Annotated in this window: 19 protein-coding genes and 4 tRNA genes; 17 read left to right on the top strand and 6 right to left on the bottom strand. The window is 52.8% G+C overall.

Translation table 11 applies throughout. From position 1 onward, the window contains the following. The first annotated feature begins 21 nt into the window (after window positions 1-21). Both M0220_RS06915 and M0220_RS06910 read left to right on the top strand, forming a co-directional pair. Entirely contained in the window at window positions 22-267 is a 246-nt protein-coding gene (locus M0220_RS06915; RefSeq protein ID WP_030074228.1) for a hypothetical protein, read from the top strand. A gap of 97 nt (window positions 268-364) precedes the next feature. Beyond that, window positions 365-1,573, top strand: a complete 1,209-nt coding sequence (locus M0220_RS06910) for an ABC transporter substrate-binding protein (protein ID WP_030074227.1) — start codon at window positions 365-367, stop codon at window positions 1,571-1,573. Window positions 1,574-1,680: 107 nt separating this feature from the next. Here M0220_RS06910 and M0220_RS06905 read toward each other — a convergent pair whose 3' ends face one another. The 6 genes from M0220_RS06905 to typA form a co-directional block, all read right to left on the bottom strand. Beyond that, complete coding sequence (locus tag M0220_RS06905) at window positions 1,681-3,006, bottom strand: branched-chain amino acid ABC transporter permease (RefSeq protein WP_030074226.1); 1,326 nt, start codon at window positions 3,004-3,006, stop codon at window positions 1,681-1,683. Beyond that, a complete protein-coding gene (locus M0220_RS06900) occupies window positions 3,006-4,010 on the bottom strand; it encodes a branched-chain amino acid ABC transporter permease (RefSeq protein WP_030074225.1) in 1,005 nt (334 codons plus the stop codon). Before M0220_RS06900 ends, M0220_RS06905 begins: the two co-directional genes overlap by 1 nt. A 16-nt stretch (window positions 4,011-4,026) precedes the next feature. Further along, window positions 4,027-4,755 (bottom strand): ABC transporter ATP-binding protein, encoded by a 729-nt coding sequence (locus M0220_RS06895; protein WP_030074224.1) that lies wholly within the window; start codon window positions 4,753-4,755, stop codon window positions 4,027-4,029. A gap of 85 nt (window positions 4,756-4,840) precedes the next feature. Continuing rightward, window positions 4,841-5,611, bottom strand: coding sequence for an ABC transporter ATP-binding protein (locus tag M0220_RS06890; protein ID WP_030074223.1), 771 nt, complete (start codon window positions 5,609-5,611; stop codon window positions 4,841-4,843). A gap of 52 nt (window positions 5,612-5,663) precedes the next feature. Continuing rightward, on the bottom strand, window positions 5,664-7,097 hold the full coding sequence (locus M0220_RS06885) for a sodium-dependent transporter (protein ID WP_030074222.1): 1,434 nt from the start codon (window positions 7,095-7,097) through the stop codon (window positions 5,664-5,666). 319 nt (window positions 7,098-7,416) lie between these two features. Then, entirely contained in the window at window positions 7,417-9,243 is a 1,827-nt protein-coding gene (gene typA / locus M0220_RS06880; protein ID WP_030074221.1) for a translational GTPase TypA, read from the bottom strand. A gap of 163 nt (window positions 9,244-9,406) precedes the next feature. Between typA and M0220_RS06875 the strand changes: the two genes are divergently transcribed. From M0220_RS06875 to rpsL, 15 genes are all read left to right on the top strand, one after another. Next, window positions 9,407-10,390, top strand: coding sequence for a biotin--[acetyl-CoA-carboxylase] ligase (locus tag M0220_RS06875; RefSeq protein ID WP_030074220.1), 984 nt, complete (start codon window positions 9,407-9,409; stop codon window positions 10,388-10,390). After that, window positions 10,387-11,226 (top strand): type III pantothenate kinase, encoded by an 840-nt coding sequence (locus M0220_RS06870; RefSeq protein ID WP_030074219.1) that lies wholly within the window; start codon window positions 10,387-10,389, stop codon window positions 11,224-11,226. Before M0220_RS06875 ends, M0220_RS06870 begins: the two co-directional genes overlap by 4 nt. A 139-nt stretch (window positions 11,227-11,365) precedes the next feature. Next, window positions 11,366-11,449, top strand: a tRNA-Tyr gene (locus tag M0220_RS06865). 105 nt (window positions 11,450-11,554) lie between these two features. Beyond that, window positions 11,555-11,628, top strand: a tRNA-Gly gene (locus M0220_RS06860). 14 nt (window positions 11,629-11,642) lie between these two features. After that, window positions 11,643-11,717: transfer RNA gene (locus tag M0220_RS06855), tRNA-Thr, on the top strand. A gap of 145 nt (window positions 11,718-11,862) precedes the next feature. Continuing rightward, window positions 11,863-11,938: transfer RNA gene (locus M0220_RS06850), tRNA-Trp, on the top strand. 73 nt (window positions 11,939-12,011) lie between these two features. Further along, entirely contained in the window at window positions 12,012-12,395 is a 384-nt protein-coding gene (gene secE / locus M0220_RS06845) for a preprotein translocase subunit SecE (RefSeq protein WP_264019005.1), read from the top strand. 8 nt (window positions 12,396-12,403) lie between these two features. Then, the gene (gene nusG / locus M0220_RS06840) at window positions 12,404-12,937 is read left to right on the top strand and encodes a transcription termination/antitermination protein NusG (protein WP_009723912.1); all 534 of its coding nucleotides are present in this window, start codon (window positions 12,404-12,406) and stop codon (window positions 12,935-12,937) included. Between the two features lie 123 nt (window positions 12,938-13,060). Further along, complete coding sequence (rplK, locus tag M0220_RS06835; RefSeq protein WP_009098963.1) at window positions 13,061-13,492, top strand: 50S ribosomal protein L11; 432 nt, start codon at window positions 13,061-13,063, stop codon at window positions 13,490-13,492. A 2-nt stretch (window positions 13,493-13,494) separates the two neighbouring features. Then, window positions 13,495-14,187, top strand: a complete 693-nt coding sequence (rplA, locus tag M0220_RS06830; protein ID WP_030074217.1) for a 50S ribosomal protein L1 — start codon at window positions 13,495-13,497, stop codon at window positions 14,185-14,187. 307 nt (window positions 14,188-14,494) lie between these two features. Continuing rightward, window positions 14,495-14,998 (top strand): 50S ribosomal protein L10, encoded by a 504-nt coding sequence (rplJ, locus tag M0220_RS06825; protein ID WP_030074216.1) that lies wholly within the window; start codon window positions 14,495-14,497, stop codon window positions 14,996-14,998. Window positions 14,999-15,110: 112 nt separating this feature from the next. Then, a complete protein-coding gene (gene rplL, locus M0220_RS06820) occupies window positions 15,111-15,482 on the top strand; it encodes a 50S ribosomal protein L7/L12 (protein ID WP_030074215.1) in 372 nt (123 codons plus the stop codon). A gap of 350 nt (window positions 15,483-15,832) precedes the next feature. Beyond that, window positions 15,833-19,909: a DNA-directed RNA polymerase subunit beta gene (gene rpoB, locus M0220_RS06815; protein ID WP_264019004.1), complete on the top strand. Its 4,077-nt coding sequence runs from the start codon at window positions 15,833-15,835 to the stop codon at window positions 19,907-19,909. A 10-nt stretch (window positions 19,910-19,919) separates the two neighbouring features. Beyond that, complete coding sequence (gene rpoC, locus M0220_RS06810; protein WP_030074213.1) at window positions 19,920-24,134, top strand: DNA-directed RNA polymerase subunit beta'; 4,215 nt, start codon at window positions 19,920-19,922, stop codon at window positions 24,132-24,134. A gap of 198 nt (window positions 24,135-24,332) precedes the next feature. Continuing rightward, window positions 24,333-24,707, top strand: a complete 375-nt coding sequence (rpsL, locus tag M0220_RS06805) for a 30S ribosomal protein S12 (RefSeq protein ID WP_009098973.1) — start codon at window positions 24,333-24,335, stop codon at window positions 24,705-24,707. Window positions 24,708-24,793 lie beyond the last annotated feature (86 nt).

Here is a 24,793-nt window from a genome sequence, read left to right as displayed (position 1 = left end):
TTAAAAATTACGGAGATGTCTATGCCTCAACCCGCTTTCGACATGCTGCGGGCGCTGGCCATTGGGTCGCAGGCGCTGGGTTTAATGCTGATTATTACTTTGGAAACTGTAATGGGCGATGCAGCTCGTCTCTGGCAAGGGGGTGTGCTGGCTGTCATGGTTGCTGCCGCACTGACGATCGCGTTAATAAGGCTGTACCGCAATAAGCGTTACCAAAAACAGCTGGCTGAGCGTCGCCAAAATGCTGATGAGACGGAAGAACGTTAGAAAGCGTTGCTTGTGTTTTTAGCGTTCCGGTTCCAGATTAAGAGAAGTCCCGCGCTGGACCGTCGGGGCACTCAACATACTGGGAGCGACAAATAATATGATTAATAAGCGCGCATTAGCCACCGCCGTTGCGGCCTCATCTCTTGCTTTAGCGGGCATGGCCCAGGCGGAGGTCAAAGTTGGCTTCTTGGGCGGTTTTACCGGGGGAATTGAAAGCCTGACACCACCTATTTTTGCGGGTGCTCAGCTTGCCGTCGAGCAGATCAATGAGCAGGGCGGTATCTTAGGCGGGCAAACATTGGAGATGCCTTCTGGGGATACCACCTGTTCGGATGCATCAGCTGCCTCTAACGCTGCAGATCGTATGGTGAACTCTGAGCAAGTCACCGCGATTGTCGGCGCTTTATGTACTGGGGCAACGATTGCTGCTGCTAATAACGCAGCAATTCCAGGCGGTGTGTTGATGGTCTCACCTGCGTCAACGGCGCCCGCCGTTTCTGAGCTGGATGACAACGACTTAGTTTTCCGTACCGTGCCATCGGATGCTTTCCAGGGCGAAATGCTTGCTAAGCTACTGCTTGATAAAGGTATCGACTTTGTCGCGGTGACCTATGTTAATAACGACTATGGTCGTGGCTTGTCGGATGCCTTCAGTGACGCCTTTGAAGCGGGCGGTGGCGAAATAGCAGAAAACCTCGCACATGAAGATAACCGTGCCGACTACCGTTCTGAGCTTGGCTCGCTCTCTTCGAGTGGCGCAGACACGCTGGTCGTGCTGGCCTATGCCGATACCTCCGGTCAGACGGTACTTCGCCAAGCCTACGAAAGCGGCATGTTCACCCAGTATGTGGGTGCCGATGGTATGGTTGGTGATAGCTTAGTAGAAGCGATTGGCGCAGATGTGCTGGATGGAATGATCGCCACACGTCCTGGCAGCCCTGATCTCCCCGGGACAAACATTTTCAATGAAGCGGCTGAAGCGGCGGGCATTGATCCTAGCGCCGTATTCGCTGCCCAGGCTTATGATGCGGCCTTCCTAGTGGCGTTGGCTATTGAGCAAAATGGCAGTGCCGAGCGTGAGGGGCTTTCTGAAGCGCTACGCAGTGTTTCCAGCGCGCCAGGTGAAGTAATACTGCCGGGCGAGTGGGAAAAAGCGGTTGAGTTGATCGCAGCAGGTACTGAGATAAATTACGAAGGTGCCTCTGGCTCTCATGAATTTGACGAAAACGGCGACGTGCCCGGCGTTGTTGTGGAAATGGTGGTAGAAGAGGGCTCGTTCACTAGCAAAGGTTTGGTTGAACTCTAGTCAACATAGCGGTAATTGAGAAGTAACCAAAACGCCCCAGGCAACGAGCTTGGGGCGTTTTTTTAGCACTGTGTTTTTAGCACTGTGTTTTTAGCACTGCGAGGGCGTTAACCGTGGGTTTTTATTTTCTCTGGCAGCAAACCTTTCGGAGCAAAGCGTAGTACCAGGGTAATCAACATGCCGATTACCAGAACCCGTGCTTGCAGTGCCCGGCTATCCATATTGCTAGGCGCTTCCCAGCCGAAGGCGTTCTCTCCCAGCGTGACCGCTAGTTGCATTAAAAATAGAGCCAGTGGTTCTGACATAATCCAAATAATATAAACCGCGACTGCCCCAAAAATGGTGCCAAGGTTATTACCTGGGCCACCTAAAATAACCATGACCAGCACCAGGAAGGTGTGATTGAGAGGCAAGTAGCCTTGAGGATCAAACAGGCTGTTAAAGGTGCCCAGCATGCCGCCGCCAAGGCCCATCAAAATACAGCCTAATACGAAAATTTCCAGGCGCCGCTTGTTGATATCTTTACCCATGGCCGCTGACGAGACTTCGTTATCGCGAATTGCACGAATCATTCTTCCCCAGGGGGCGTGGTACGCCCGATGGAGTAAAAAGAAAATCACTGCGATCACGACAGCCGTCACAGAAAGATAAATCGCTCGGGAAAGCGTAAAGCCGAGTTCCGCCGGGCCAGGGGTAGGCCAAGGAAGAGGCGATACTGTGGCAGTGCCGCGTGTCAGCCAGTCGGAATTTTTCAAAAAAGCTTTGATGATTTCCGCGATACCCAGTGTGGCAATGGCGAGGTAGTCACTGCGTAGGCCAAGACAAACGTGGCCAATAAAGTAACCAACGCCGCCAGCAAGGGCGCCACCGACAATCCAGCCTACCCAGGCAGGTAAGCCAAAACCGCCAATAAAGCCCGCCTGAGACTGTATTTGACTGGTCACCTCGCGAAGCAGGCTGATGACAATCAAATAGAGTACGATCCCGATCACGACGGCGAGCACGGTACGCAGCTTTTTCGGCACGCCGAACCTATCAAGCTTTGTAACTCCGACGACGATCAAGGTTGCCGCAATGCCATACAGCAGAACTTGGCCGAGTTCTCCCGGTAGTTCAGTACCCCAGAATGCGTCATTCACTGGGACGCTAAACAGCATGGCGCAGAAACCGCCGAGTGCGACGAAGCCCATGACACCAGCATTAAACTGTCCGGCGTAGCCCCATTGAATCGTTAGGCCCAGAGCAAGAATGGCGTAACAAGCAGCTTCTACCAGCATGCGCGTACTGTAGGCTGCGCCCATTGCCGCGTAGACTGCTAGCACGGCAGCTAATAGAGCGCCAAATAGCACCAGCTCGCGCAGCGGAAAGCGCCGCTCAGGAGTGGCATCTTTGGGCGTGTAGGCAGGGTTGTGGTTTTTTGTGGAATGGCTCATTAGATCACCTTGCCTTTAAACAGGCCGGTAGGACGCCACACTAAGATGGCCACCAAAATAAAGAACGGCACCACGATTTTGTACTCAGTGCCTACAAAGGCGAGGTTAGAGGGGAGCTCCAGCCAAGTAGGTAGGCTGTCGCGGAAGGGACGTAGGAGAACATTCCAGTTAAATACCGCCAGGGTTTCTGCAAAGCCGACGACAAATCCCCCTGCAATGGCCCCGTACGGGTGGCCTACGCCTCCGACAATGGCCGCCGCGAAAATAGGCAGTAGCAGGAAGAAACTTAGGTCGGGTTTAAACGTGACATCTAGTGACAACAGGGTGCCCGCAATTGCCGCCAGCCCGCCTGCAATCACCCATGTGACGGCCACAATGGTGTTGGTATTAATACCAGATGCCTGAGCAAGTTCAGGGTTGTCTGACATGGCGCGCATGGCTTTGCCAAGTCGCGAGCGATTGAGGAATAGGTGTAGGGCGACCACTGCCACTAACGTAATCACAAACAAGTAAATCTGAGGCTCGGTAATCACGATGGGGGCTCGAACTCCCTCGAAAGGTAGCGCGATGCGGAAAATTTCCTTGCGGTCATCGACGTACAAGCTTTGACCACCGGTGCCGGAAAATAACCGGATAAGCCCTTGAAGCATGAGCGTTACGCCCAGCGAGCCAATCACCATCACGATAGGTTTGACGCCATGGGCGCGTAGCGGTTTATAGAACGCTTTATCAATGCCCACCGCCAGCGCTGCCGTCAGTAACATGGCTAACGGCAGCATGATAAGCGCCGTTGGTACGCCGATACTGGCGCCTGCCGCTGGGAAGGCAGTTGTCAGTAGTAGCACCATAAAGGCACCAAAGGTCATTATGTCGGCATGGGCAAAGTGGGCAAAGCGCATAATGCTAAAGATTAGCGTGACGCCAATGGCACCAATGGCATAAATAGAGCCAGTGACGCTACCTGCAATCACTACGTTATTGATAAAAAAGACCAGTTCGTTCACGCGTTTCTCCCCCGGGCTAGCCGCCCAAAAAGCTTTTGGCGACGTCAGGGTCAGCCAGTAACGCAGCCCCCGTGTCTGTAAAGCGGTTCTGTCCCGCCGCCAGCACAAAGCCTTTATCGGCAATGGCTAAGGCCTGTTTAGCATTCTGTTCCACCATCAAAATGCCCACGCCAGCGGCGTTAATTTTTTTAACCCGATCAAAAATTTCATTCATGTAAAGGGGCGACAAGCCAGCTGTTGGCTCATCCAGTAGCAGCAGACTAGGTTCAGCCATTAACGCACGGCCCATGGCGACCATTTGGCGCTGACCACCGGAAAGCTCTCCCGCGGGCTGGTGACGCTTCTCAACGAGAGGGGGGAAGAAGTCGTAAACTTGCTCCAGCATGCGCTTTACGTTTTGAGGTTTAAGATAGGCACCCATTTCCAGGTTCTCTTTAACCGTCAGGCTGGGGAAAACGTTTTTCTCCTGGGGGACAAAGCCCATGCCACGCTCAACCAATTGATTCGGCGGCAGGTTATGGATCGGCTGTCCGTTAAGCAAAATCTCGCCCTGATTAACGTTCAACAGCCCAAAAACTGCTTTTAGCATCGTGGATTTGCCTGCGCCGTTAGGGCCAACAATGACACCAACTTCATCGGCATACAGGGTCATATTGACCCCATTAAGGATATTCATACTGCCATAACCGCCGTGCACATCGCGTGCCTCAAGCAGTGGCTGTGGGGATGACGGTGTGGATGACATAGGCGCGTCTCAGCTGGGCCGCACTGTGGTGAACAATGGCGACCATGTTGTTGTGGCTGTTATTTAGGTGACAAACTCAGCGTTATCAAGCGGCATCAGTGCCGAAATATGCTTCTATAACGGCCGGATTGTTTTGTATTTCTTCAATTGAACCCTCAACCATGACGCTGCCTTGGGCCAGTACAATCACTGGATCGCAGAGCCGCGAAATCATATCCATATCGTGCTCAATCACCAGAAAGGTATAGCCCATTTCGCGATTTAAACGTTCGATATTGCCCATTAAATCGCCAAGTAGCGTGCGGTTTACACCAGCGGCGATTTCGTCTAACAGCACGACTTTGGCATCGGTCATCATCGTGCGGCCTAGCTCTAGCAGTTTTTTCTGACCACCCGACAAGTTGCCCGCAAGCTCGTTACGTACATGATGCAAGCCAACAAACTCAATGACTTCCAGTGCGCGGCGGCGCACCTCTGCCTCCTGGCTGCGTACCAGTGCGGGCTTGAACCAGGTATTAAATAGATGTTCCCCTGCTTGATTGGGTGGCACCATCATCAAGTTTTCCAGTGCGCTCATTTGGCTAAACTCATGGGCGATTTGGAAGGTGCGTAGCAAGCCTTTGTGGAAGCGTTGATCAGCGCTTAGCGAGGTAATGTCTTCACCATCCAACAGAATGCGGCCACTATCTGGCGTAAGTGCGCCCGCAATTAAATTGAAGAGCGTGGACTTACCTGCTCCGTTGGGGCCGATCATGCCGGTAATTGAACCTTTTTCAACCCGGATTGAGCAGTCGTTGATAACGTGCAGCCCGCCGAAGGCTTTGTTGACGTGTTGTACCTCGATAAGGGGAGTCATCATGTCCTCGCGCCGCAGGCGACCTTTGGCCGCCTGGGTTATTAGCATTATATTAAGCAGGCTTACGCAGCCGCTGACTCAAGGCAAACGCACCGACAATGAGCAGTGCGCCGAGGGTTGGGATAACGTAGCCTTCCACTTGTGGGAGAGTGCGTAAAAATACAAATGATACGGCAGCAGGACCCACAAAGCGCACCAAGAAACGCCAGGTTTTAAACCATGTAAGGTTGGTACCAAGCTCTTTCATCACTTCGCTTTGGGTCAGTGCCCAGCCTGCAAATAGAGCGATCATTAGCCCGCCCAGCGGCATAAAGATATTGGTCAACAGCTCAATAAATTCAAAAGCGCTGCGGCCAAAGAGAGCGTGGAAAATCGTCCCTTCGGCCCATATGTTGAAGCTCACTACGGTGAGTAAGCCCATTGCCCAAGCCGCGACGACCATAATGGTGACCGCCTGGGGGCGGGTCATATCAAAACGCTCGACCAGAAAGGCCGCAACAGGTTCTATTAACGAAATAGACGAGCTAACCGCAGCCCCCAGCACCAAAATAAAGAAGACCCCGCCCACCAGAGCACCAAATGGCATGTCAGCAAATGCTAGCGGCAAAGTGACAAACATCAGGCCAGGACCCTGACCGGTTTCTAGGCCTGCCCCAAATACCAGCGAGAAAATTGCTAGCCCTGCCACCATGGCAACCGCAGTATCTACAAACGCCACGGCGATAGCTGTTCGGGTCAAGGAGGCTTCGCTGGACATATAAGCGCCGTAGGCCATGATGGCACCCATCCCAAGGCTCAGGGTGAAGAAAGATTGCCCCATTGCCTGTAACCAACCCTCTAAGCTGAGATCGGCAATATTGAACGTAAACAAGAAGCTTGCTGCCGCTCTCACGTCGCCATTAATGACGCCGTAGATAAGTACCACGATGAGAATCACAAACAGCGCTGGCATCATGATGCGCAGCCCTGACTCGATCCCTTTATGAATCCCCATGCCGACAATTAACGCCGAGAAGGCGATAAACAGCGTGTGATAAAGCGTCATCAGGCCCGGAGACGCTAGCAACGCATCAAAGCCAGCGCTAATCGTTGCAGCATCGGCACCGACTAATGAGCCAGTTAGCATCAGCCACGTGTAGTGCAGTGCCCAGCCAGCAATGACAGAATAAAAACTCAAAATTAAAAAGGCGGAAGCAGCGCCCAGCCAGCCAATGGATTCCCAGGCACGGGAGGTCTTATGTGTTTTGGTTAAATGGCGCATCCCCATAATGGGGCTTTGGCGACTGGTTCGCCCAAGCATTGTTTCCGCAATCAAAATGGGGATGCCAACCGCAAAAATGGTCAGTGCGTAAATTAAAATAAATGCACCACCACCATTTTCCCCTGTGAGATAGGGAAAGCGCCAGAGGTTGCCTAGGCCGACGGCAGAGCCAACCGCTGCTAGCAAAAACGTGCCTTTGTGAGTCCAGACGTTATGACCGCTCATGTGGAGGAGTGTCCATGTCGTGGTGAAAGGATGGGGGTAAATATCCAAACACCTGTATGAATTATAGGTTGCCAGTGCTCCAGGGCCGCACTGAGATAAGTACTACTTTGCGATAGAACGCCTACGCTTACCAGCCTGCTAGCGTTAAGGCTGCGTTTATGACGCCGCTTGGCGTAGGGCACGGGGCATGGGGGGAGGCGAAAGCGAGAAAAGTGTGAGGGAAGAGCGTTATCAACCCCATAAAAAAAGAAGCCCGCACATGGCGGGCTTCAGGGACTTGCTGTCGATCATTTACTATCGAGCGTTGACTGGCAAAGAGTTATTTCTTGCTAGCACGCTTACGCTCGTTTTCGGTTAAGTGCTTTTTACGCAGACGAATATGGCTGGGAGTAACTTCTACCAATTCATCAGAATCCAAGAATTCGATGGCCTGCTCAAGAGTGAACTTGATCGGCGGCGTCAACACGATGTTTTCATCATTACCCGTTGAGCGCATGTTATCGAGTTTTTTGCCTTTGGTTGGGTTAACTACCATGTCGTTGGCACGGTTGTTAATACCAATCAGCATACCTTCGTATACTTCGGTCGCATGATCAATAATCAGCTTGCCGCGTTCTTGCAAGGCGTAGAGCGCGTATGCAAGGGCTTTACCGCCGACCATAGAAACTAGTACGCCATTGCGACGCTCGATAGACGCATCGGGCTTAAGTGGTCCATAGTGGTCAAAGCGGCTAGTCAGGATGCCGGTACCTGAGGTCAAGGTTAAGAACTGACCACGGAAACCGATCAAACCGCGCGCCGGAATAATAAAGTCCAAACGAACACGACCTTTGCCATCAGGGTTCATGTTAGTTAGCTCGCCCTTACGGTAGCCAAGCTCTTCCATGATAGAGCCTTGGTGCTGCTCTTCACAGTCGATGATGACCTCTTCGTAAGGCTCTTGCTTAACGCCATCGATCTCTTTAATGATAACTTCTGGGCGGCCAACCGCCAGCTCGAAGCCTTCACGGCGCATGGTTTCGATCAATACCGACAAGTGCAATTCACCACGGCCAGATACCTTGAACTTCTCAGGCGTTTCGCCCTGCTCAACGCGTAGTGCTACGTTGTGAATCAGCTCTTGTTCCAGGCGATCTTTAATATTACGGCTGGTGACGAACTTGCCTTCTTTGCCAGCAAACGGGGAGTCATTGACCTGGAACGTCATTGAAACGGTCGGTTCGTCAACAGACAGTGGCGGCAATGCTTCAATGGCACTTGGATCGCACAGCGTGTCAGAGATCGATAGATCTTCAATGCCAGTAACGCAAACGATATCGCCTGCGGTAGCTTCTGTCGTTTGGACGCGCTCAAGACCCATATGGGTCATAACCTGGCCGATCTTACCCTTGCGGGTAGAGCCATCAACGCTGATAACCGAGATTTGCTGGTTAGGCTTCACCGAGCCACGCTTGATACGGCCAAGGCCGATAACGCCCACGTAACTATTGTAATCCAGCGCCGAGATTTGCATCTGGAACGGACCATCAATCTCAACGGCGGGTGGCTCGACGATATCGACAATCGCCTGGAACATGGGGTCCATGTTGTCAGCCAACTCTTCCGGATCCATGCCAGCAATGCCGTTCAGCGCCGAGCAGTAGATGATTGGGAAATCAAGCTGGTCGTCGGAAGCACCGAGGTTGTCAAACAGATCAAAAATCTGATCAATAACCCAGTCAGGGCGAGCGCCGGGACGGTCAATTTTATTGACGACGACGATCGGCTTTAGGCCCTGGGCAAATGCTTTCTGAGTAACGAAGCGCGTTTGCGGCATAGGGCCGTCAACGGCATCTACCAGAAGCAGTACCGAGTCCACCATGGACATGACCCGCTCAACCTCGCCACCAAAATCGGCGTGTCCAGGGGTGTCCACAATGTTGATGTGGTAATCCTTACCATTGCCATCTTGCCACTGAATAGCAGTATTTTTGGCCAGGATGGTGATGCCACGCTCTTTTTCCTGGTCATTGGAGTCCATGATGCGCTCTTGGCCTTCGGCCTTGCGGTCGAGCGTTCCGGACTGGCTTAACAGCTTGTCTACCAAGGTAGTTTTACCATGGTCAACGTGGGCGATGATGGCAATGTTGCGAAGATTCTCGATCACGACGCGATCCTGCTAGAAAAATAGGGCGGCATTATAGGGTCTGGGTGCGGTTCACTACCAGTGCTGTCTTAAATAAAGGTGCAAGTCAATAACCTAAACATGGCAGTTTTCGCTCTAGCGGTGCTTCCGTTAAGATAGGTGTTTTCCCAGTTGGGGCAAGCACATGACCATCGGTAACCTGATGCGTTTGTTAAGCGATGGCGAGGTTCATTCCGGTGAACAATTAGGTGAAGCGCTGGGCGTTTCCCGAGCCGCCGTATGGAAACAGCTAAAAAAATTAGACGCATTGGGCGTTGAGCTGGTGGCTGTGAAAGGTCGCGGTTATCGACTTGCCTATCCGTTAGAGCCGCTGGATGGGGCAAAAATTGTAGAGCGTTTGCCCGCGAATGCTCGCCATCTCTTATCCAGGCTATTCATTGAAGACCAGCTGCCATCGAGTAATGAATATATACGCCAGCGATTTGCGCAGGGAGCAGGGCACGGTGAAGTATGCTTTGCTGAGCTACAAACCGCCGGTCGTGGCCGTCGCGGGCGCGTATGGTCTACGCCTTGGGGGCAGAGCTTAATGCTTTCGCTTGGCTGGCGTTTTGAGTCAGGGGTTAACGCCCTGGAGGGGTTGAGTCTTGCGGTTGGCGTGGTGGTTGCTCAAGTGCTGGAGCAGTATGGGGTTTCACCCAAATTAAAATGGCCTAACGACATATTGCTGGCAGAGAAAGGTAGTGAGCTTGGCAAGCTGGCCGGTATTTTGATTGAAGTCACTGGGGATGCAGCAGGTCCGTGTGAAGTAGTCATTGGGATTGGCATGAATCTGTCGCTACCCGATAGTCTGCGTGCCACTATTGATCAGCCTGTGGCGGCGCTGTTTGATGCAAAGGCGGGTATTTCGCGCAATCAGTTAGCTGCGGATATGGTATCTGAATTATTGGATATGCTGGCAGGCTTCGAAAGCGAAGGGTTTACCCCTTGGCGAGACGAATGGAATAGTCGCCATGCCTATGCAGGGTTGCCGATCCGTATTATTCAGGGTGAGCGCTCAAGTGATGCAGTGGCTAGAGAGGTAGATGAGAGTGGTAATCTTTGGGTTACCGAAAATGATCACTCGCGACGCCTGTCGGGCGGTGAGATCAGTGTACGCAGGCGCCTATGATTTTGGATTTGGATATCGGCAATACGCTATCAAAGTGGCGGTTAAAAGATGCCGAAAGTAGTGAGATACGTTCACGAGGTGCGGTGTGGACGCGAGAAGAGTGGCGGCCAGGGGCAGATATTCCGAATCTTGACGTAGTAGAGGCAGTACGTATTTCCAGTGTTGCCAGAGCTACCGTGCTGGAAGAGACCGTTGCTTTGCTGCGTCGCCAAGTACGCCAGGTCTATGTGGCGCGCTCTACGCCTGAAGCGTTGGGCGTTATTAATGGCTACGAAGAGCCTGGGCGCTTAGGGGTGGATCGTTGGATGGGCGCATTGGCTGGCTATCAATTGGCTGGTGGCTGCTGTGCTGTCGACTGCGGTAGTGCGATAACGATTGATTTTGTACTGCCTGGCGGTGTTCATCTTGGTGGGTTTATTGTGCCTGGTTTGCGGCTGATGAAAGAGAGCCTTAAGTTAGGCACCCGTAACGTGGCGATTGATCCAGAAAGTGAAGCTGACGCGCTACTCGAGCCGGGGCGGCGCACGGTCGATGCGGTGAATCACGGCATCTACATGGCGGCAGTTAGCGCAATTAATCGAATTTATAGCGAGGTGTGTGATCAGCAAGGTGTCGCGTTGCCCATGATGCTAACGGGTGGAGACGCCAGAGTGGTTTCTCGTGGTGTGCAAGTACCCCACGCTGTATGGCCAGACATGGTATATGGCGGATTAGAGGCTAGTTTTCCGCTTACCTTTGCAGAGCGTGCTGGCAAAATGTCAGGCGCGCCAAGCGTGCCTGAGCCTGTTTCGTTAGAAAAAATTCGCGCGGGTCTTGCATTCTCAATGCTGCTTTGACAGAATGCAGCGCGTTCCAAGGCATAAGCCACGCTAAGTATTAGTGTGCAAGTGTTGATAAGTTCACAAGCTTTGAAAAAATAAAGAGTTTGTAAGCTTGACACCGTTTTGGAGGCTGGCATAATGTGCCGCCACAGCTGGAGAGGTTCCCGAGTGGCCAAAGGGAGCAGACTGTAAATCTGCCGCGAAAGCTTCGAAGGTTCGAATCCTTCCCTCTCCACCAGTTTTATCAAGCAGTGACTAAGTCATTGCTTGGGAATGAAAGGCCGGTAAGCGGGCTTAGCTACTGTATCTCGTGCAACGGATTGTCATTCCATAGGCAAGTTCGGCGGGCGTAGTTCAATGGTAGAACCTCAGCCTTCCAAGCTGATGGTGCGGGTTCGATTCCCGCCGCCCGCTCCAGTTTGATGTGTTTGGCTCATGTAGCTCAGGGGTAGAGCACACCCTTGGTAAGGGTGAGGTCGACGGTTCAATTCCGTCCATGAGCTCCATATTGCATAAAAGCGAGCTAAGCTCGCTTTTTTTGTTTTCACTCGTCAGTTTTGATGGGTGTTGAATGGGGTTGTCAAGTGGAGAGTTATCCGCTATTATGACGCCCGCTGTTGCGCAGGCATTTGTTTGTGCACATGACGATACAGGCCAGTAGCTCAATTGGCAGAGCAGCGGTCTCCAAAACCGCAGGTTGGGGGTTCGATTCCCTCCTGGCCTGCCAACCTTCCCCAGGTTGGTATGTCTTTTTCTAGAATTCCTTTGTCGCTCGCTGCACCCTTGGGAGTCTCGTTTTTATGAAGCCTAGTTCCGTAAAACATGGCGAAGAGGTGCAACAGTCGCGCCATGACGGGCTCAAGTGGGCGGCGGTTGTGGCGCTGCTTGTTGTTGCAGTTGTTGGTAATACCTATTTCGCTGATATTGGCCTGCTCTACCGCGTATTGGGTGTGGTGGTGTTTTGTGCGATTGCGGGTTTGATCGCGCTGACCACTGCTAAAGGTCGCGATTTAGTAGAGCTTGCCGTAAGCGCCAAGAAAGAGATACAGCGCGTTGTATGGCCGACTCGCCCTGAAACCATTCAGACGACAGCTATTGTGTTGGCGGCTGTTGTGGTGGTGGGTTTGATGCTGTGGTTGATTGATACTCTTCTTGGCTGGGCGATGTCCGGCGTCATTGGTTAGGAGCTTTCATGTCCAAACGTTGGTATGTCGTCCACGCTTATTCCGGCTTTGAAAAGCATGTCATGCGTTCGCTTATCGAGCGTGTGAAAATGTATGGCATGGAAGATCGCTTTGGCGAAATTCTAGTGCCAACGGAAGAAGTCGTCGAAGTGCGTGACGGAAAGCGCCGTAAGAGTGAGCGCAAATTCTATCCAGGTTACGTGCTGGTCGAGATGGAAATGGCCGACGAAACTTGGCACCTCGTCAATGAAACTCCGCGTGTAATGGGGTTTATTGGTGGCACGAAAGAGAAGCCTGCTCCAATTACTTCGCGTGAAGCAGACGCTATTCTGCGTCGGGTGAAAGACGGTACTGATAAGCCGCGGCCTAAAACGATGTTTGAGCCGGGTCAATCGGTTCGCGTTGTTGATGGCCCGTTCGCCGACTTCAATGGCGTGGTTGAAGAAGTTAATTACGATAAGAGCCGTTTGCAGGTCAGTGTGTTGATCTTCGGGCGTGCAACACCTGTGGAACTTGAGTTCTCTCAAGTGGAAAAAGAGTAAGTTTAATTAAGTGGCGGGATGGCGTGCATTGCATGTCATCCCTGCATTATGTGAAGCAGCTAAGCGCTGCTTTATGTGTACCGGGGAGCCGTAAGGCGCTATCACCCAACTGGAGTCTTTAACATGGCCAAGAAAGTACAGGCTTATATCAAACTGCAGGTTGCTGCAGGTAAAGCCAATCCAAGTCCGCCCGTTGGCCCTGCGCTGGGTCAGCACGGCGTGAATATTATGGAATTCTGTAAGGCGTTTAACGCAGCGACTCAAGAAATTGAGCCTGGTCTGCCGACGCCTGTCGTGATCACCGTCTACTCTGACCGTAGCTTCACGTTCGTCACTAAGACGCCACCTGCTGCCGTGCTGCTGAAAAAAGCAGCGGGCATCAAGTCCGGTTCTGGTGAGCCGAACAAGAAGAAGGTTGGTACCGTGACGCGTGAGCAGCTTGAAGAGATCGCTAAAACGAAAGAGCCAGATATGACGGCTTCTGATCTCGATGCCGCGGTGCGCACCATCGCTGGCAGCGCTCGTAGCATGGGCCTAAATGTGGAGGGTCTCTGATCATGGCTAAACTAACTAAGCGCGCGAAAGTTATTCGCGAGAAAGTAGACCCGAACAAAGCTTACTCTCTTGAAGAAGCGGTTGCGCTGCTCGCTGAGCTGTCTACCGTTAAATTCAAAGAGTCCTTGGATGTAGCGATCAATCTTGGTGTTGATCCGCGTAAATCTGACCAGGTTGTACGTGGTGCTACTGTAATGCCTAACGGTACTGGCAAAGACGTGCGTGTAGCGGTCTTCACTCAGGGTGCTAACGCCGATGCTGCTAAAGAAGCAGGCGCTGACATCGTAGGTATGGAAGATTTGGCTGAGCAAGTCAAAAAAGGCGTAATGGATTTTGACGTCGTGATTGCTTCTCCAGATGCTATGCGTGTTGTTGGTCAGTTGGGTCAAATTCTTGGTCCGCGCGGCCTGATGCCTAACCCGAAAGTTGGCACCGTTACACCTGACGTTGCTACTGCGGTTAAAAATGCTAAGGCGGGTCAGGTGCGTTTTCGTACCGACAAAAACGGCATTATCCACACAACGTTGGGTAAGGCTGATTTTGAAGCATCCGCTGTTCTGGGTAACCTGGAAGCGCTGGTTGCTGACCTTAAGAGACTCAAGCCGAGCTCTTCTAAAGGTATCTACTTTAAGAAAGTCACCCTGTCCACTACCATGGGCCCAGGTCTGACTATCGACCACTCTGCGTTGGTATAAGCAAGTAGTCGTACGTTTCGTAAGAGCTGATTAAGTAAGAACCGAGCAAGAACTTTGCGGTCCCCTGTGAATGCGTAAGCCAAGCAGGGCATCGTCAAAGACCGCAGGTGCCGCATCTTTTAAGGGTGCGGCTTAATCGCCCTAAAAGCGCCTGCGCAGATGGTGTGGCCGCCAGTTGGTTGAGGTTTTTAGCCAAACCGCTTTCTGGTGAGCACCATCCCCCAAGGCTTCCAGCGTTGTTTTTCGTCTGGAAGAGATGGTAACCACCGGAGCCTGTTGTGGGTTCCGGCACGAAGGAGTGATCACTGTGCCACTAGCACTTGAAGGCAAGAAAGCGATTGTTGCCGAGGTCAGTGAAGCGGCCAAGGGCGCACTCTCCGTCGTAGTTGCCGATTCTCGCGGCGTTACAGTCGGTAAAATGACCGACCTGCGTAAGCAAGCGCGTGAGAATGGCGTCCAGCTGCGTGTTGTTCGCAACACTCTGGCACGCCGCGCCCTCGAAGGTACTCAGTGGGAGTGCCTGAACGAGAGCTTTGTTGGTCCTACTCTGCTGGCTTTCTCTACTGACCACCCGGGCGCTGCTGCTCGTTTGTTCAAAGAGTTTGCAAAGCAAGATCAGAACTTCGAAGTGAAGGCGCTGGCCTACGAAGGTGAGCTGATTCCGGCTGCTGACATCGATCGTCTGGCAACCCTACCGACTTACGACGAAGCAATTGCCAAGTTGATGTCGGTAATGAAAGAAGCCTCCGCTGGCAAGCTGGTTCGTACTCTGGCCGCCCTGCGCGATCAGAAGCAAGAAGAAGCTGCATAAGCAGGCCTTTTTGCAAGCAGTCTGTGCTGCATAAGCAGGGCGCTGCTTGAACCATGCAATGAATCCTGAGCACTCGGCAAACCGAGGCTCCCGCAAAGTTAGGAACGAGACAATGGCACTGACCAAAGACGATATCATCAATGCTGTAGCCGACATGTCCGTAATGGAAGTTGTCGAGCTAATCGAAGCAATGGAAGAGAAATTCGGTGTTTCTGCAGCAGCAGCCGTAATGGCTGGCCCGGCTGCAGGCGGCGAAGCAGCTGCTGAAGAGCAGACTGAATTTGATCTGGTACTGACCTCTGCTGGTGACAAGAAAGTTAACGTCATCAAAGCAGTTCGTGAAATCACTGGTCTTGGCCTGAAAGAAGCCAAGGGCGCAGTTGATGGCGCGCCAGCTACTATCAAAGAAGCAATGTCTAAAGAAGACGCTGAAGCAGCTAAAACCAAGCTGGAAGAAGCGGGCGCAAGCGTCGAGCTCAAGTAATTCTTGTGCTGACGGCTTTACGCGCTGCGTAAGCTTCCACGGCTGGCGGCGGGCTTATCCCGCTGCCGGCCTTTTTCTGTTGTATCATGTTGCTTGGCAGCATTGCAGCAGAAAAGCTGCCGTATAAAGCAGCAAAACAGTAAGACCGTTGTTGTGAAGCGTAAGTTGTGAAGCGTAAGTTGTGAGCGCGAGTGATAGCAAAGCGCTAACAGCACTACTGTAACACTGTTATCTATCAAGATTTTTGACGGCGAGCTACCGATTTAGGAGCTTGCTGTCTGCGTCTGAAACGCCCGCGGGGCAGATGACCACGCATCGGTCACCCATGGTGAACAAGCTGGGGAATACAGATGGCTTACTCATATACTGAGAAAAAACGCATCCGCAAGGATTTCGGCAAACTGCCCCAAGTGATGGATGTGCCTTACTTGCTGGCCATCCAGCTTGATTCCTACTACGACTTTCTCCAGCAGGATCGTTCGCCCGACGAGCGCCACGAGATTGGTCTGCACGCGGCGTTTAAGTCCGTGTTTCCGATCGAGAGTTTCTCTGGGAATGCGGCGCTGGAGTATGTCAGCTACCGTTTCGGCACGCCGGCGTTCGATGTAAAAGAGTGTCAGCTGCGTGGCGTGACCTATTCCGCCCCGCTGCGTGTCAAGGTTCGCTTGATCATCTATGATCGCGACTCCTCGAACAAGGCAATCAAGGATATTAAAGAGCAGGAAGTCTACATGGGGGAAATCCCCCTGATGACCGAGAACGGTACCTTTGTTATCAATGGTACTGAGCGGGTTATCGTTTCTCAGCTCCACCGTTCGCCGGGTGTGTTCTTTGATCACGACAAAGGTAAGAGCCACTCCTCAGGCAAGCTGCTCTACTCTGCCCGAGTGATTCCTTATCGTGGTTCCTGGTTGGACTTCGAATTTGACCCTAAAGATAACGTCTTTGTGCGTATTGACCGTCGCCGGAAACTTCCTGCGTCAGTGTTAATGCGTGCCTTGGGTATGAATACCGAAGAGATCCTTGCGGAGTTTTTCGAAACTAGCAAGTTTAGCATTGAGAAAACCGGCTTCTTTGTAGAGCTGGTGCCGTCACGTCTGCGCGGTGAAACCGCTACCTTCGACATTAAAGATGGCGAAGGTAATGTCATTGTTGAAGAAGGGCGTCGTATTACCCAGAAGCACATCCGTCAGCTGGAAAACGCTGGTCTGGATCGTCTGGAAATACCGATGGAGTATCTGTTTGGTAAAACGTTGGCCAAAGATCAGATCGATACTAAAACTGGCGAGCTGATTTGTCCGTGTAATACCGAAATTACGCCTGAAGTACTCGAGCGTATGGCGCAGGGTGGCATCACCCACATCGAAACGCTCTACACCAACGACCTCGACTGTGGTTCGTTTATTTCCGATACGCTGAAGCTAGATTCTACAGGCTCTGCGCTTGAAGCGTTGGTTGAAATTTACCGCATGATGCGCCCTGGTGAGCCGCCTACTAAAGAGGCTGCTGAGACGCTGTTTAACAACCTGTTCTTCAGCGAAGATCGCTACGACCTGTCAGGCGTAGGTCGTATGAAGTTCAACCGCCGACTGCGTCGCGATACCGACACAGGCTCTGGCGTACTGGATCGTAAAGACATTCTTGATGTTCTACGCGAGCTGATCAATATCCGTAACGGCTTCGGTGACGTTGATGATATCGATCACTTGGGCAACCGCCGTATTCGCTGCGTTGGCGAAATGGCAGAAAACCAGTTCCGCGTTGGCTTGGTTCGTGTAGAGCGTGCGGTGAAAGAACGTCTTTCCATGGCGGAAAGCGAAGGCCTGATGCCGCAAGATCTGATCAACGCTAAGCCGGTCGCGGCAGCGGTGAAAGAGTTCTTCGGTTCTAGCCAGCTTTCCCAGTTTATGGATCAGAACAACCCGCTTTCTGAGGTTACCCACAAGCGCCGTGTGTCTGCACTCGGCCCAGGTGGTTTGACCCGTGAGCGTGCTGGCTTCGAAGTGCGCGACGTACACGCCACGCACTATGGTCGCCTTTGCCCGATTGAAACGCCGGAAGGCCCGAACATCGGTTTGATTAACTCGTTGGCGACGTACAGTCACACCAACAGCTATGGCTTCCTCGAAACGCCATACCGTAAGGTCAACGCTGGGCAAGTGACAGACGATATTGTTCACCTGTCGGCGATTGAAGAGGGCGACTTTGTTATTGCCCAGGCATCTGCTGGTGTGGATGAGTCCAACAGGCTGAGTGATGACTTGGTTCAGGTGCGTCACCGTGGTGAAACCACCTTTATGCGTCCTGAGCAAGTCACGCTAATGGATGTGTCGCCGCGTCAGGTAGTTTCGGTAGCAGCTGCATTGATTCCGTTCCTGGAACACGATGATGCTAACCGTGCCTTGATGGGTGCGAACATGCAGCGTCAGGCGGTACCGACCCTGCGCGCTGACAAGCCGTTAGTGGGCACCGGTATGGAGCGCTTTGTTGCGCGTGACTCTGGCGTTTGCGCCGTGGCACGTCGTGGTGGTGTGATCGACTCGGTTGACGCGCGTCGTGTGGTGGTGCGAGTGCATGAAGATGAAATCATCGGCGGCGAAGCTGGTGTTGATATCTACAACCTGACCAAGTACACCCGTTCTAACCAGAACACCTGTATGAACCAGCGCCCCATTGTGCGCCCTGGTGACAGCGTAGCCCGTGGCGATATTCTTGCTGACGGCCCGTCTGTTGACATGGGTGATTTGGCGCTAGGTCAGAACATGCGCATCGCGTTCATGCCCTGGAACGGTTACAACTTTGAGGACTCCATCCTGCTATCTGAGCGGGTGGTTCAAGAAGACCGCTTTACTACAATTCATATTCAGGAGCTGACCTGTGTATCACGCGATACCAAGTTAGGGCCGGAAGAGATCACCGCCGATATTCCCAATGTTGGGGAGTCTGCGCTGGGTAAGTTGGACGAAGCTGGTGTTGTTTATATCGGTGCTGAAGTTGGCCCCGGCGATATTCTGGTCGGTAAGGTAACACCGAAAGGTGAGACCCAGCTGACGCCGGAAGAAAAGCTGCTGCGTGCCATCTTCGGTGAGAAAGCATCTGACGTTAAAGACACGTCGCTGCGCGCGCCGACTGGTATGAAAGGTACCGTCATCGACGTTCAGGTATTTACCCGCGACGGCGTTGAAAAAGACTCTCGTGCGCTTGCTATCGAACAGATGCAGCTGGATGAAGTGCGTAAAGATCTTCAGGAAACCTATCGTATTGCTGAAGACGCTACCTTTGAGCGCCTGAAGCGTACGCTGGAAGGTCAGGCTGTTAATGGCGGCCCGAACCTGAAGAAAGGCGATGTACTTGACGAGGCTTACCTCGACGAACTGCCGCGCCAGCAGTGGTTCAAACTGCGTATGCAGGATGAGGCTTATAACGAGCTGTTGGCTCAAGCCGATGAGCAGCTCGAAAACCGCCGTAAAGAGATGGACGAGCGCTTTGAAGATAAGAAGCGCAAGCTGACCCAGGGCGATGATCTCGCACCGGGCGTGCTGAAAATCGTCAAGGTTTACATGGCGGTTAAGCGTCGCATTCAGCCAGGCGACAAGATGGCAGGCCGTCACGGTAACAAAGGTGTTATCTCAGCGATTATGCCCATCGAAGATATGCCGTTCGATGAGAAGGGCGAGCCGGTTGATGTGGTATTGAACCCGCTGGGTGTTCCGTCGCGGATGAACGTTGGTCAGATTCTTGAAACTCACCTGGGCATGGCTGCCCGCGGTTTGGGTGTCAAGATCGACGCGATGCTACGCGATGCACGTGGTCAGCAAGTTGCTGAAATTCGTGACTTCCTAGGCCAGATATATAACACGCCAGGAACCCGTGTTGAGGATATTGATTCGTTAAGTGATGAAGAAATCATTGCGCTAGCGAAAAACCTCAAAGGCGGTGTACCTATGGCAACGCCGGTATTTGACGGTGCTAAAGAGCACGAGATCAAACACCTGCTGAAGCTTGCTGACATTCCTGAGTCTGGACAGATGACGCTGTACGATGGCCGTACTGGCGATGCGTTTGACCGCTCGGTGACCGTTGGCTACATGTACATGCTCAAGCTGAACCACTTGGTAGACGACAAAATGCACGCGCGCTCTACCGGTTCTTACTCGCTAGTGACTCAGCAGCCGCTGGGTGGTAAGGCGCAGTTCGGTGGTCAGCGCTTTGGTGAGATGGAAGTGTGGGCGCTGGAAGCTTACGGTGCCGCGTATACGCTGCAAGAGATGCTCACCGTCAAGTCGGACGACGTCGAAGGCCGCACCAAGATGTATAAAAACATCGTGGATGGCGACCACACCATGCAGGCAGGCATGCCGGAATCCTTCAACGTACTCGTGAAGGAAATCCGCTCGCTGGGCATCGATATCGAGTTAGAGAGCTAGGAGCCGTCCCATGAAAGATTTGGTGAAAGTACTCAAATCGCAATCTCAGTCCGAAGAGTTTGACGCGATCAAGATTACCCTGGCGTCGCCGGACATGATTCGCTCCTGGTCGTTTGGCGAGGTGAAGAAGCCTGAGACCATCAACTACCGTACCTTTAAGCCGGAGCGGGATGGTCTGTTCTGCGCCAAAATTTTCGGCCCAGTAAAAGACTATGAGTGTTTGTGCGGTAAGTATAAGCGCATGAAGCACCGCGGCATCATTTGTGAGAAGTGTGGCGTTGAAGTCACCAAAGCTGCCGTGCGCCGTGAGCGCATGGGCCACATTGAGCTGGCATCGCCGGTTGCTCACATTTGGTTTTTGAAGTCACTGCCGTCTCGTATCGGCATGTTCCTCGATATGACTCTGCGTGATATCGAGCGCGTGCTGTACTTCGAAAGCTTTGTCGTCATCGATCCTGGTATGACCACGCTGGAGCGTGGTCAGTTACTCAACGATGAGCAGTACTTTGAGGCGCTAGAAGAGTTTGGCGATGACTTTGACGCCCGTATGGGTGCCGAAGCTGTCCAAGAGCTGCTGAAAGATATCGATCTGGAAGAAGAGATTAATCACCTGCGTGAAGAGATTCCGCAGACTAATTCTGAAACCAAGATTAAGAAGCTTTCAAAGCGTTTGAAGCTGCTTGAAGCGTTCTACCACTCCGGCAACGCGCCAGCGTGGATGGTCATGGAAGTGCTGCCTGTGCTGCCGCCGGATCTTCGTCCGTTGGTACCGCTGGACGGCGGCCGCTTTGCGACCTCAGATCTGAACGACCTTTATCGTCGCGTTATCAACCGTAACAACCGCCTGAAGCGTCTGCTTGATCTTAATGCGCCGGATATTATCGTGCGCAACGAGAAGCGCATGCTGCAAGAAGCGGTTGATGCGTTGTTGGATAACGGCCGTCGTGGCCGTGCCATTACAGGTTCTAACAAGCGTCCGCTGAAATCCCTTGCCGACATGATCAAAGGTAAGCAGGGTCGTTTCCGCCAGAACTTGCTAGGTAAGCGTGTCGACTACTCCGGCCGTTCGGTTATCACTGTGGGGCCGACCTTGCGTCTGCACCAGTGTGGTCTGCCCAAGAAAATGGCGCTTGAGCTGTTCAAGCCGTTTATCTACTCCAAGCTGCAGTCGTTGGGCTACGCCTCAACGATTAAAGCTGCCAAGAAGATGGTTGAGCGCGAATTGCCTGAGGTGTGGGACATCCTTGCCGATGTTATCCGTGAGCACCCGGTGCTGCTTAACCGCGCACCGACGCTCCACCGTCTTGGTATCCAGGCGTTTGAGCCGCTGTTGATCGAAGGTAAAGCGATCCAGCTGCACCCGCTGGTATGTGCCGCCTACAACGCCGACTTTGACGGTGACCAGATGGCGGTACACGTACCGCTGACCCTGGAAGCCCAGCTTGAAGCGCGTGCGCTGATGATGGCTACCAACAACGTGCTGTCACCCGCCAACGGCGAGCCGATCATCGTTCCATCGCAAGACGTTGTTCTGGGTCTGTATTACATGACCCGCGAAAAGATCAACGCTAAAGGCGAGGGCATGGTGTTCTCTGACCTCAATGAGGTAGAGCGCGCCTTTGGTACTCAGTCGGTATCGCTGCATGCTCGCGTGAAAGTGCGTCTGGACGAAGTCGATGTCGAAGAAGAGACCGGCGAGCGTAGTTTCCATCGTCGCATCTATGACACGACGGTTGGCCGCGCACTACTGTTCCGTATTTTGCCGGAAGGCGTGCCGTTCTCGCTAATCGATCAGCCGATGAAGAAGAAGGCGATCTCTAGCTTGATCAATGAGGTCTACCGTCGTGCTGGCTTGAAGCCTACGGTTATCTTCGCTGACCAACTGATGTACACCGGTTTCCGTTTGGCAACGTGGTCGGGCGCCTCTATCGGTGTTAACGACTTCGTTATTCCTGATGCGAAAACCGAGATTGTTGATGCTGCAGAAGCAGAAGTTAAAGAGATCGAAGACCAGTTCTCTTCTGGCCTAGTAACTGCTGGTGAGAAGTACAACAAGGTTATCGATATCTGGTCGAAGGCCAACGATAAAGTTGCCAAAGCGATGATGGTGGGTATCTCAAAAGAGACCGTCATTGATCGTGAAGGCAACGAAGTCGAGCAGGATTCGTTCAACAGCGTCTTCATCATGGCTGACTCCGGTGCGCGTGGTTCTGCCGCCCAGATCCGTCAGTTGGCGGGTATGCGTGGTTTGATGGCTAAGCCGGATGGCTCAATCATCGAAACGCCGATCGTCGCTAACTTCCGTGAAGGTCTAAACGTACTGCAGTACTTCATCTCGACCCACGGTGCACGTAAAGGTCTTGCGGATACGGCCCTGAAAACGGCCAACTCTGGTTACCTGACTCGTCGTCTGGTGGATGTTGCTCAGGACTTGGTTATTACTGAGACCGACTGTGGCACTGAAAACGGCTTGACCTTGCACCCGATCATCGAGGGCGGCGACATTATTGTACCGCTGTCTCAGCGCGTACTTGGTCGTGTTGTTGCGATTGATGTGATCGATCCTAGCAATGATGAAGTGCTTATTCCGCGCGGCACGTTGCTGGACGAAAAGTGGTGTGCGTCGCTAGACACCATGGGTGTCGACGAAATTATCGTTCGTTCTACCATTACCTGTGACACTGCCCACGGTGTCTGTGCTTCCTGTTACGGACGTGACTTGGCACGTGGCCATCAGGTCAACATTGGTGAGTCTGTCGGTGTTATCGCTGCACAGTCCATCGGTGAGCCGGGTACACAGCTGACCATGCGTACGTTCCACATTGGTGGTGCGGCATCGCGTTCATCAGCAGTGGACAGCGTTCAGGTCAAGCATGGCGGTAAAGTACGCCTGCACAACATCAAGCATGTAGAGCGCGCTGACGGTAAGCTGGTGGTTGTTTCTCGCTCAAGTGCACTGGCGGTTGCTGATGACCATGGTCGTGAGCGTGAGTACTATAAACTGCCCTACGGTGCCGAGCTGTCTGTTCGTGACGGTGACGTGGTTGATGGTGGTGCGATTGTCGCGAAGTGGGATCCGCACACCCATCCGATTATTGCTGAAGTAGAAGGTAAGGCGCAGTTTATCGACCTTGATGAAGGTGTCACCATGCACCGCAGCGTCGATGAAATGACTGGCCTTTCATCTATCGAGGTGATTGAGTCAGCAGCCCGCCCGATGGCCGGCCGCGATAAGCGCCCGATGGTCATGCTGCAAGACGCGGCGGGTGAGTACGTGTCGGTATCTGGCTCGAATACGCCAGTGCAGTACTTGCTGCCAGGCAACTCGATTATCTCTGTCGACGATGGATCTACCATTGGCGTGGGCGAGGTGGTCGCACGTATCCCGGTAGAAGCATCAGGTAACAAAGATATTACTGGTGGTCTGCCACGCGTTGCTGATCTCTTTGAGGCGCGTAAGCCGAAAGAGTCGGCGATTCTGGCTGAAATCAGCGGTGTTATCAGCTTCGGTAAAGAGACAAAGGGTAAGCGTCGTTTGACGATTACACCGGAATCTGGCGATCCGTTTGAAGCACTGATCCCGAAGTGGCGTCAAATTGCTGTTTTCGAAGGTGAAGCCGTCGAGAAGGGTGAAGTGATTTCGGATGGACCGAGCAATCCCCACGACATCCTGCGATTACTGGGTGTGGCGGAACTGGCCAAATACATCACTGCTGAAGTACAAGATGTCTACCGTCTGCAGGGTGTTGGCATCAACGATAAGCATATCGAAGTCATTGTTCGTCAGATGCTGCGTAAGGTAGAGATCTCTGATTCAGGTGACTCTGACTTTATTACTGGCGATCAAGCCGAACTTGTACGCGTACTAGAGCAGAATGCGCGTCTTGAGAAAGAAGGTAAATTCCCAGCCAAGTATCAGCGCTTGCTGCTGGGTATCACTAAGGCCAGCTTGGCCACTGAGTCGTTCATTTCAGCGGCATCGTTCCAGGAAACGACCCGTGTATTGACCGAAGCAGCGGTGACAGGCAAACGCGACTATCTGCGCGGCCTGAAAGAAAACGTGGTGGTTGGGCGTCTGATTCCGGCAGGTACCGGCCTGACTCACCACGCAGAGCGTCGTCGCAAACGTGAAGACGTTGAGCGCTTGTTCAACCCCTCGGCTACCGAAGTTGAGCAGGAGCTTGGTGCTCAGTTAACTGCCCTTGATTCAGACGACGAGCTGTAATTAGCGGTAAGGCAAACGAGTAACAACGAGTCGCTGGTCCTTATGGCGCAGTCTTGCTGGTTAAACCGCCAGCAAGACTTGACGCCACCTAGGGTCAGCCTTTAGAATGCGCAGCCTTTAACAGTGGGGCGGGTGCGCCCGCATCCGCTGCTCGTATTTGTTGAAAGGCCAGGCAACCATTGGAGTCAGCTAAACACCATGGCAACGATTAATCAGCTAGTGCGCAAGCCGCGCAAGCGCCCCGTCACTAAGAGTGACGTACCTGCGCTTCAGGCATGCCCGCAAAAGCGCGGCGTATGTACGCGCGTTTATACTACTACCCCTAAGAAGCCGAACTCGGCCCTGCGTAAGGTTTGCCGTGTGCGCCTTACCAACGGTTTCGAAGTGTCTTCTTACATTGGTGGTGAAGGTCACAACCTGCAAGAGCACTCTGTTGTTCTGATCCGTGGCGGTCGTGTAAAGGATTTGCCAGGTGTGCGTTATCACACCGTTCGTGGCGCACTCGACACCTCCGGCGTACAGAACCGTAAGCAGGGTCGTTCTAAGTACGGTACCAAGCGTCCGAAGTCCTAAGGCGTCTTGTTGCAGCGTTTTACGATGCTGTGTTGTTACCTTAATACGAATATGACGGTCTGATAAGAGTAAGGTCGGGCGGTGCA

The organism is Halomonas qinghailakensis (assembly GCF_025820815.1).
Lineage (GTDB): Bacteria > Pseudomonadota > Gammaproteobacteria > Pseudomonadales > Halomonadaceae > Vreelandella > Vreelandella qaidamensis.
The sequence above is the reverse complement of the archived record's forward strand: the minus strand, read 5'-3'. Positions and strand labels throughout refer to the sequence as shown.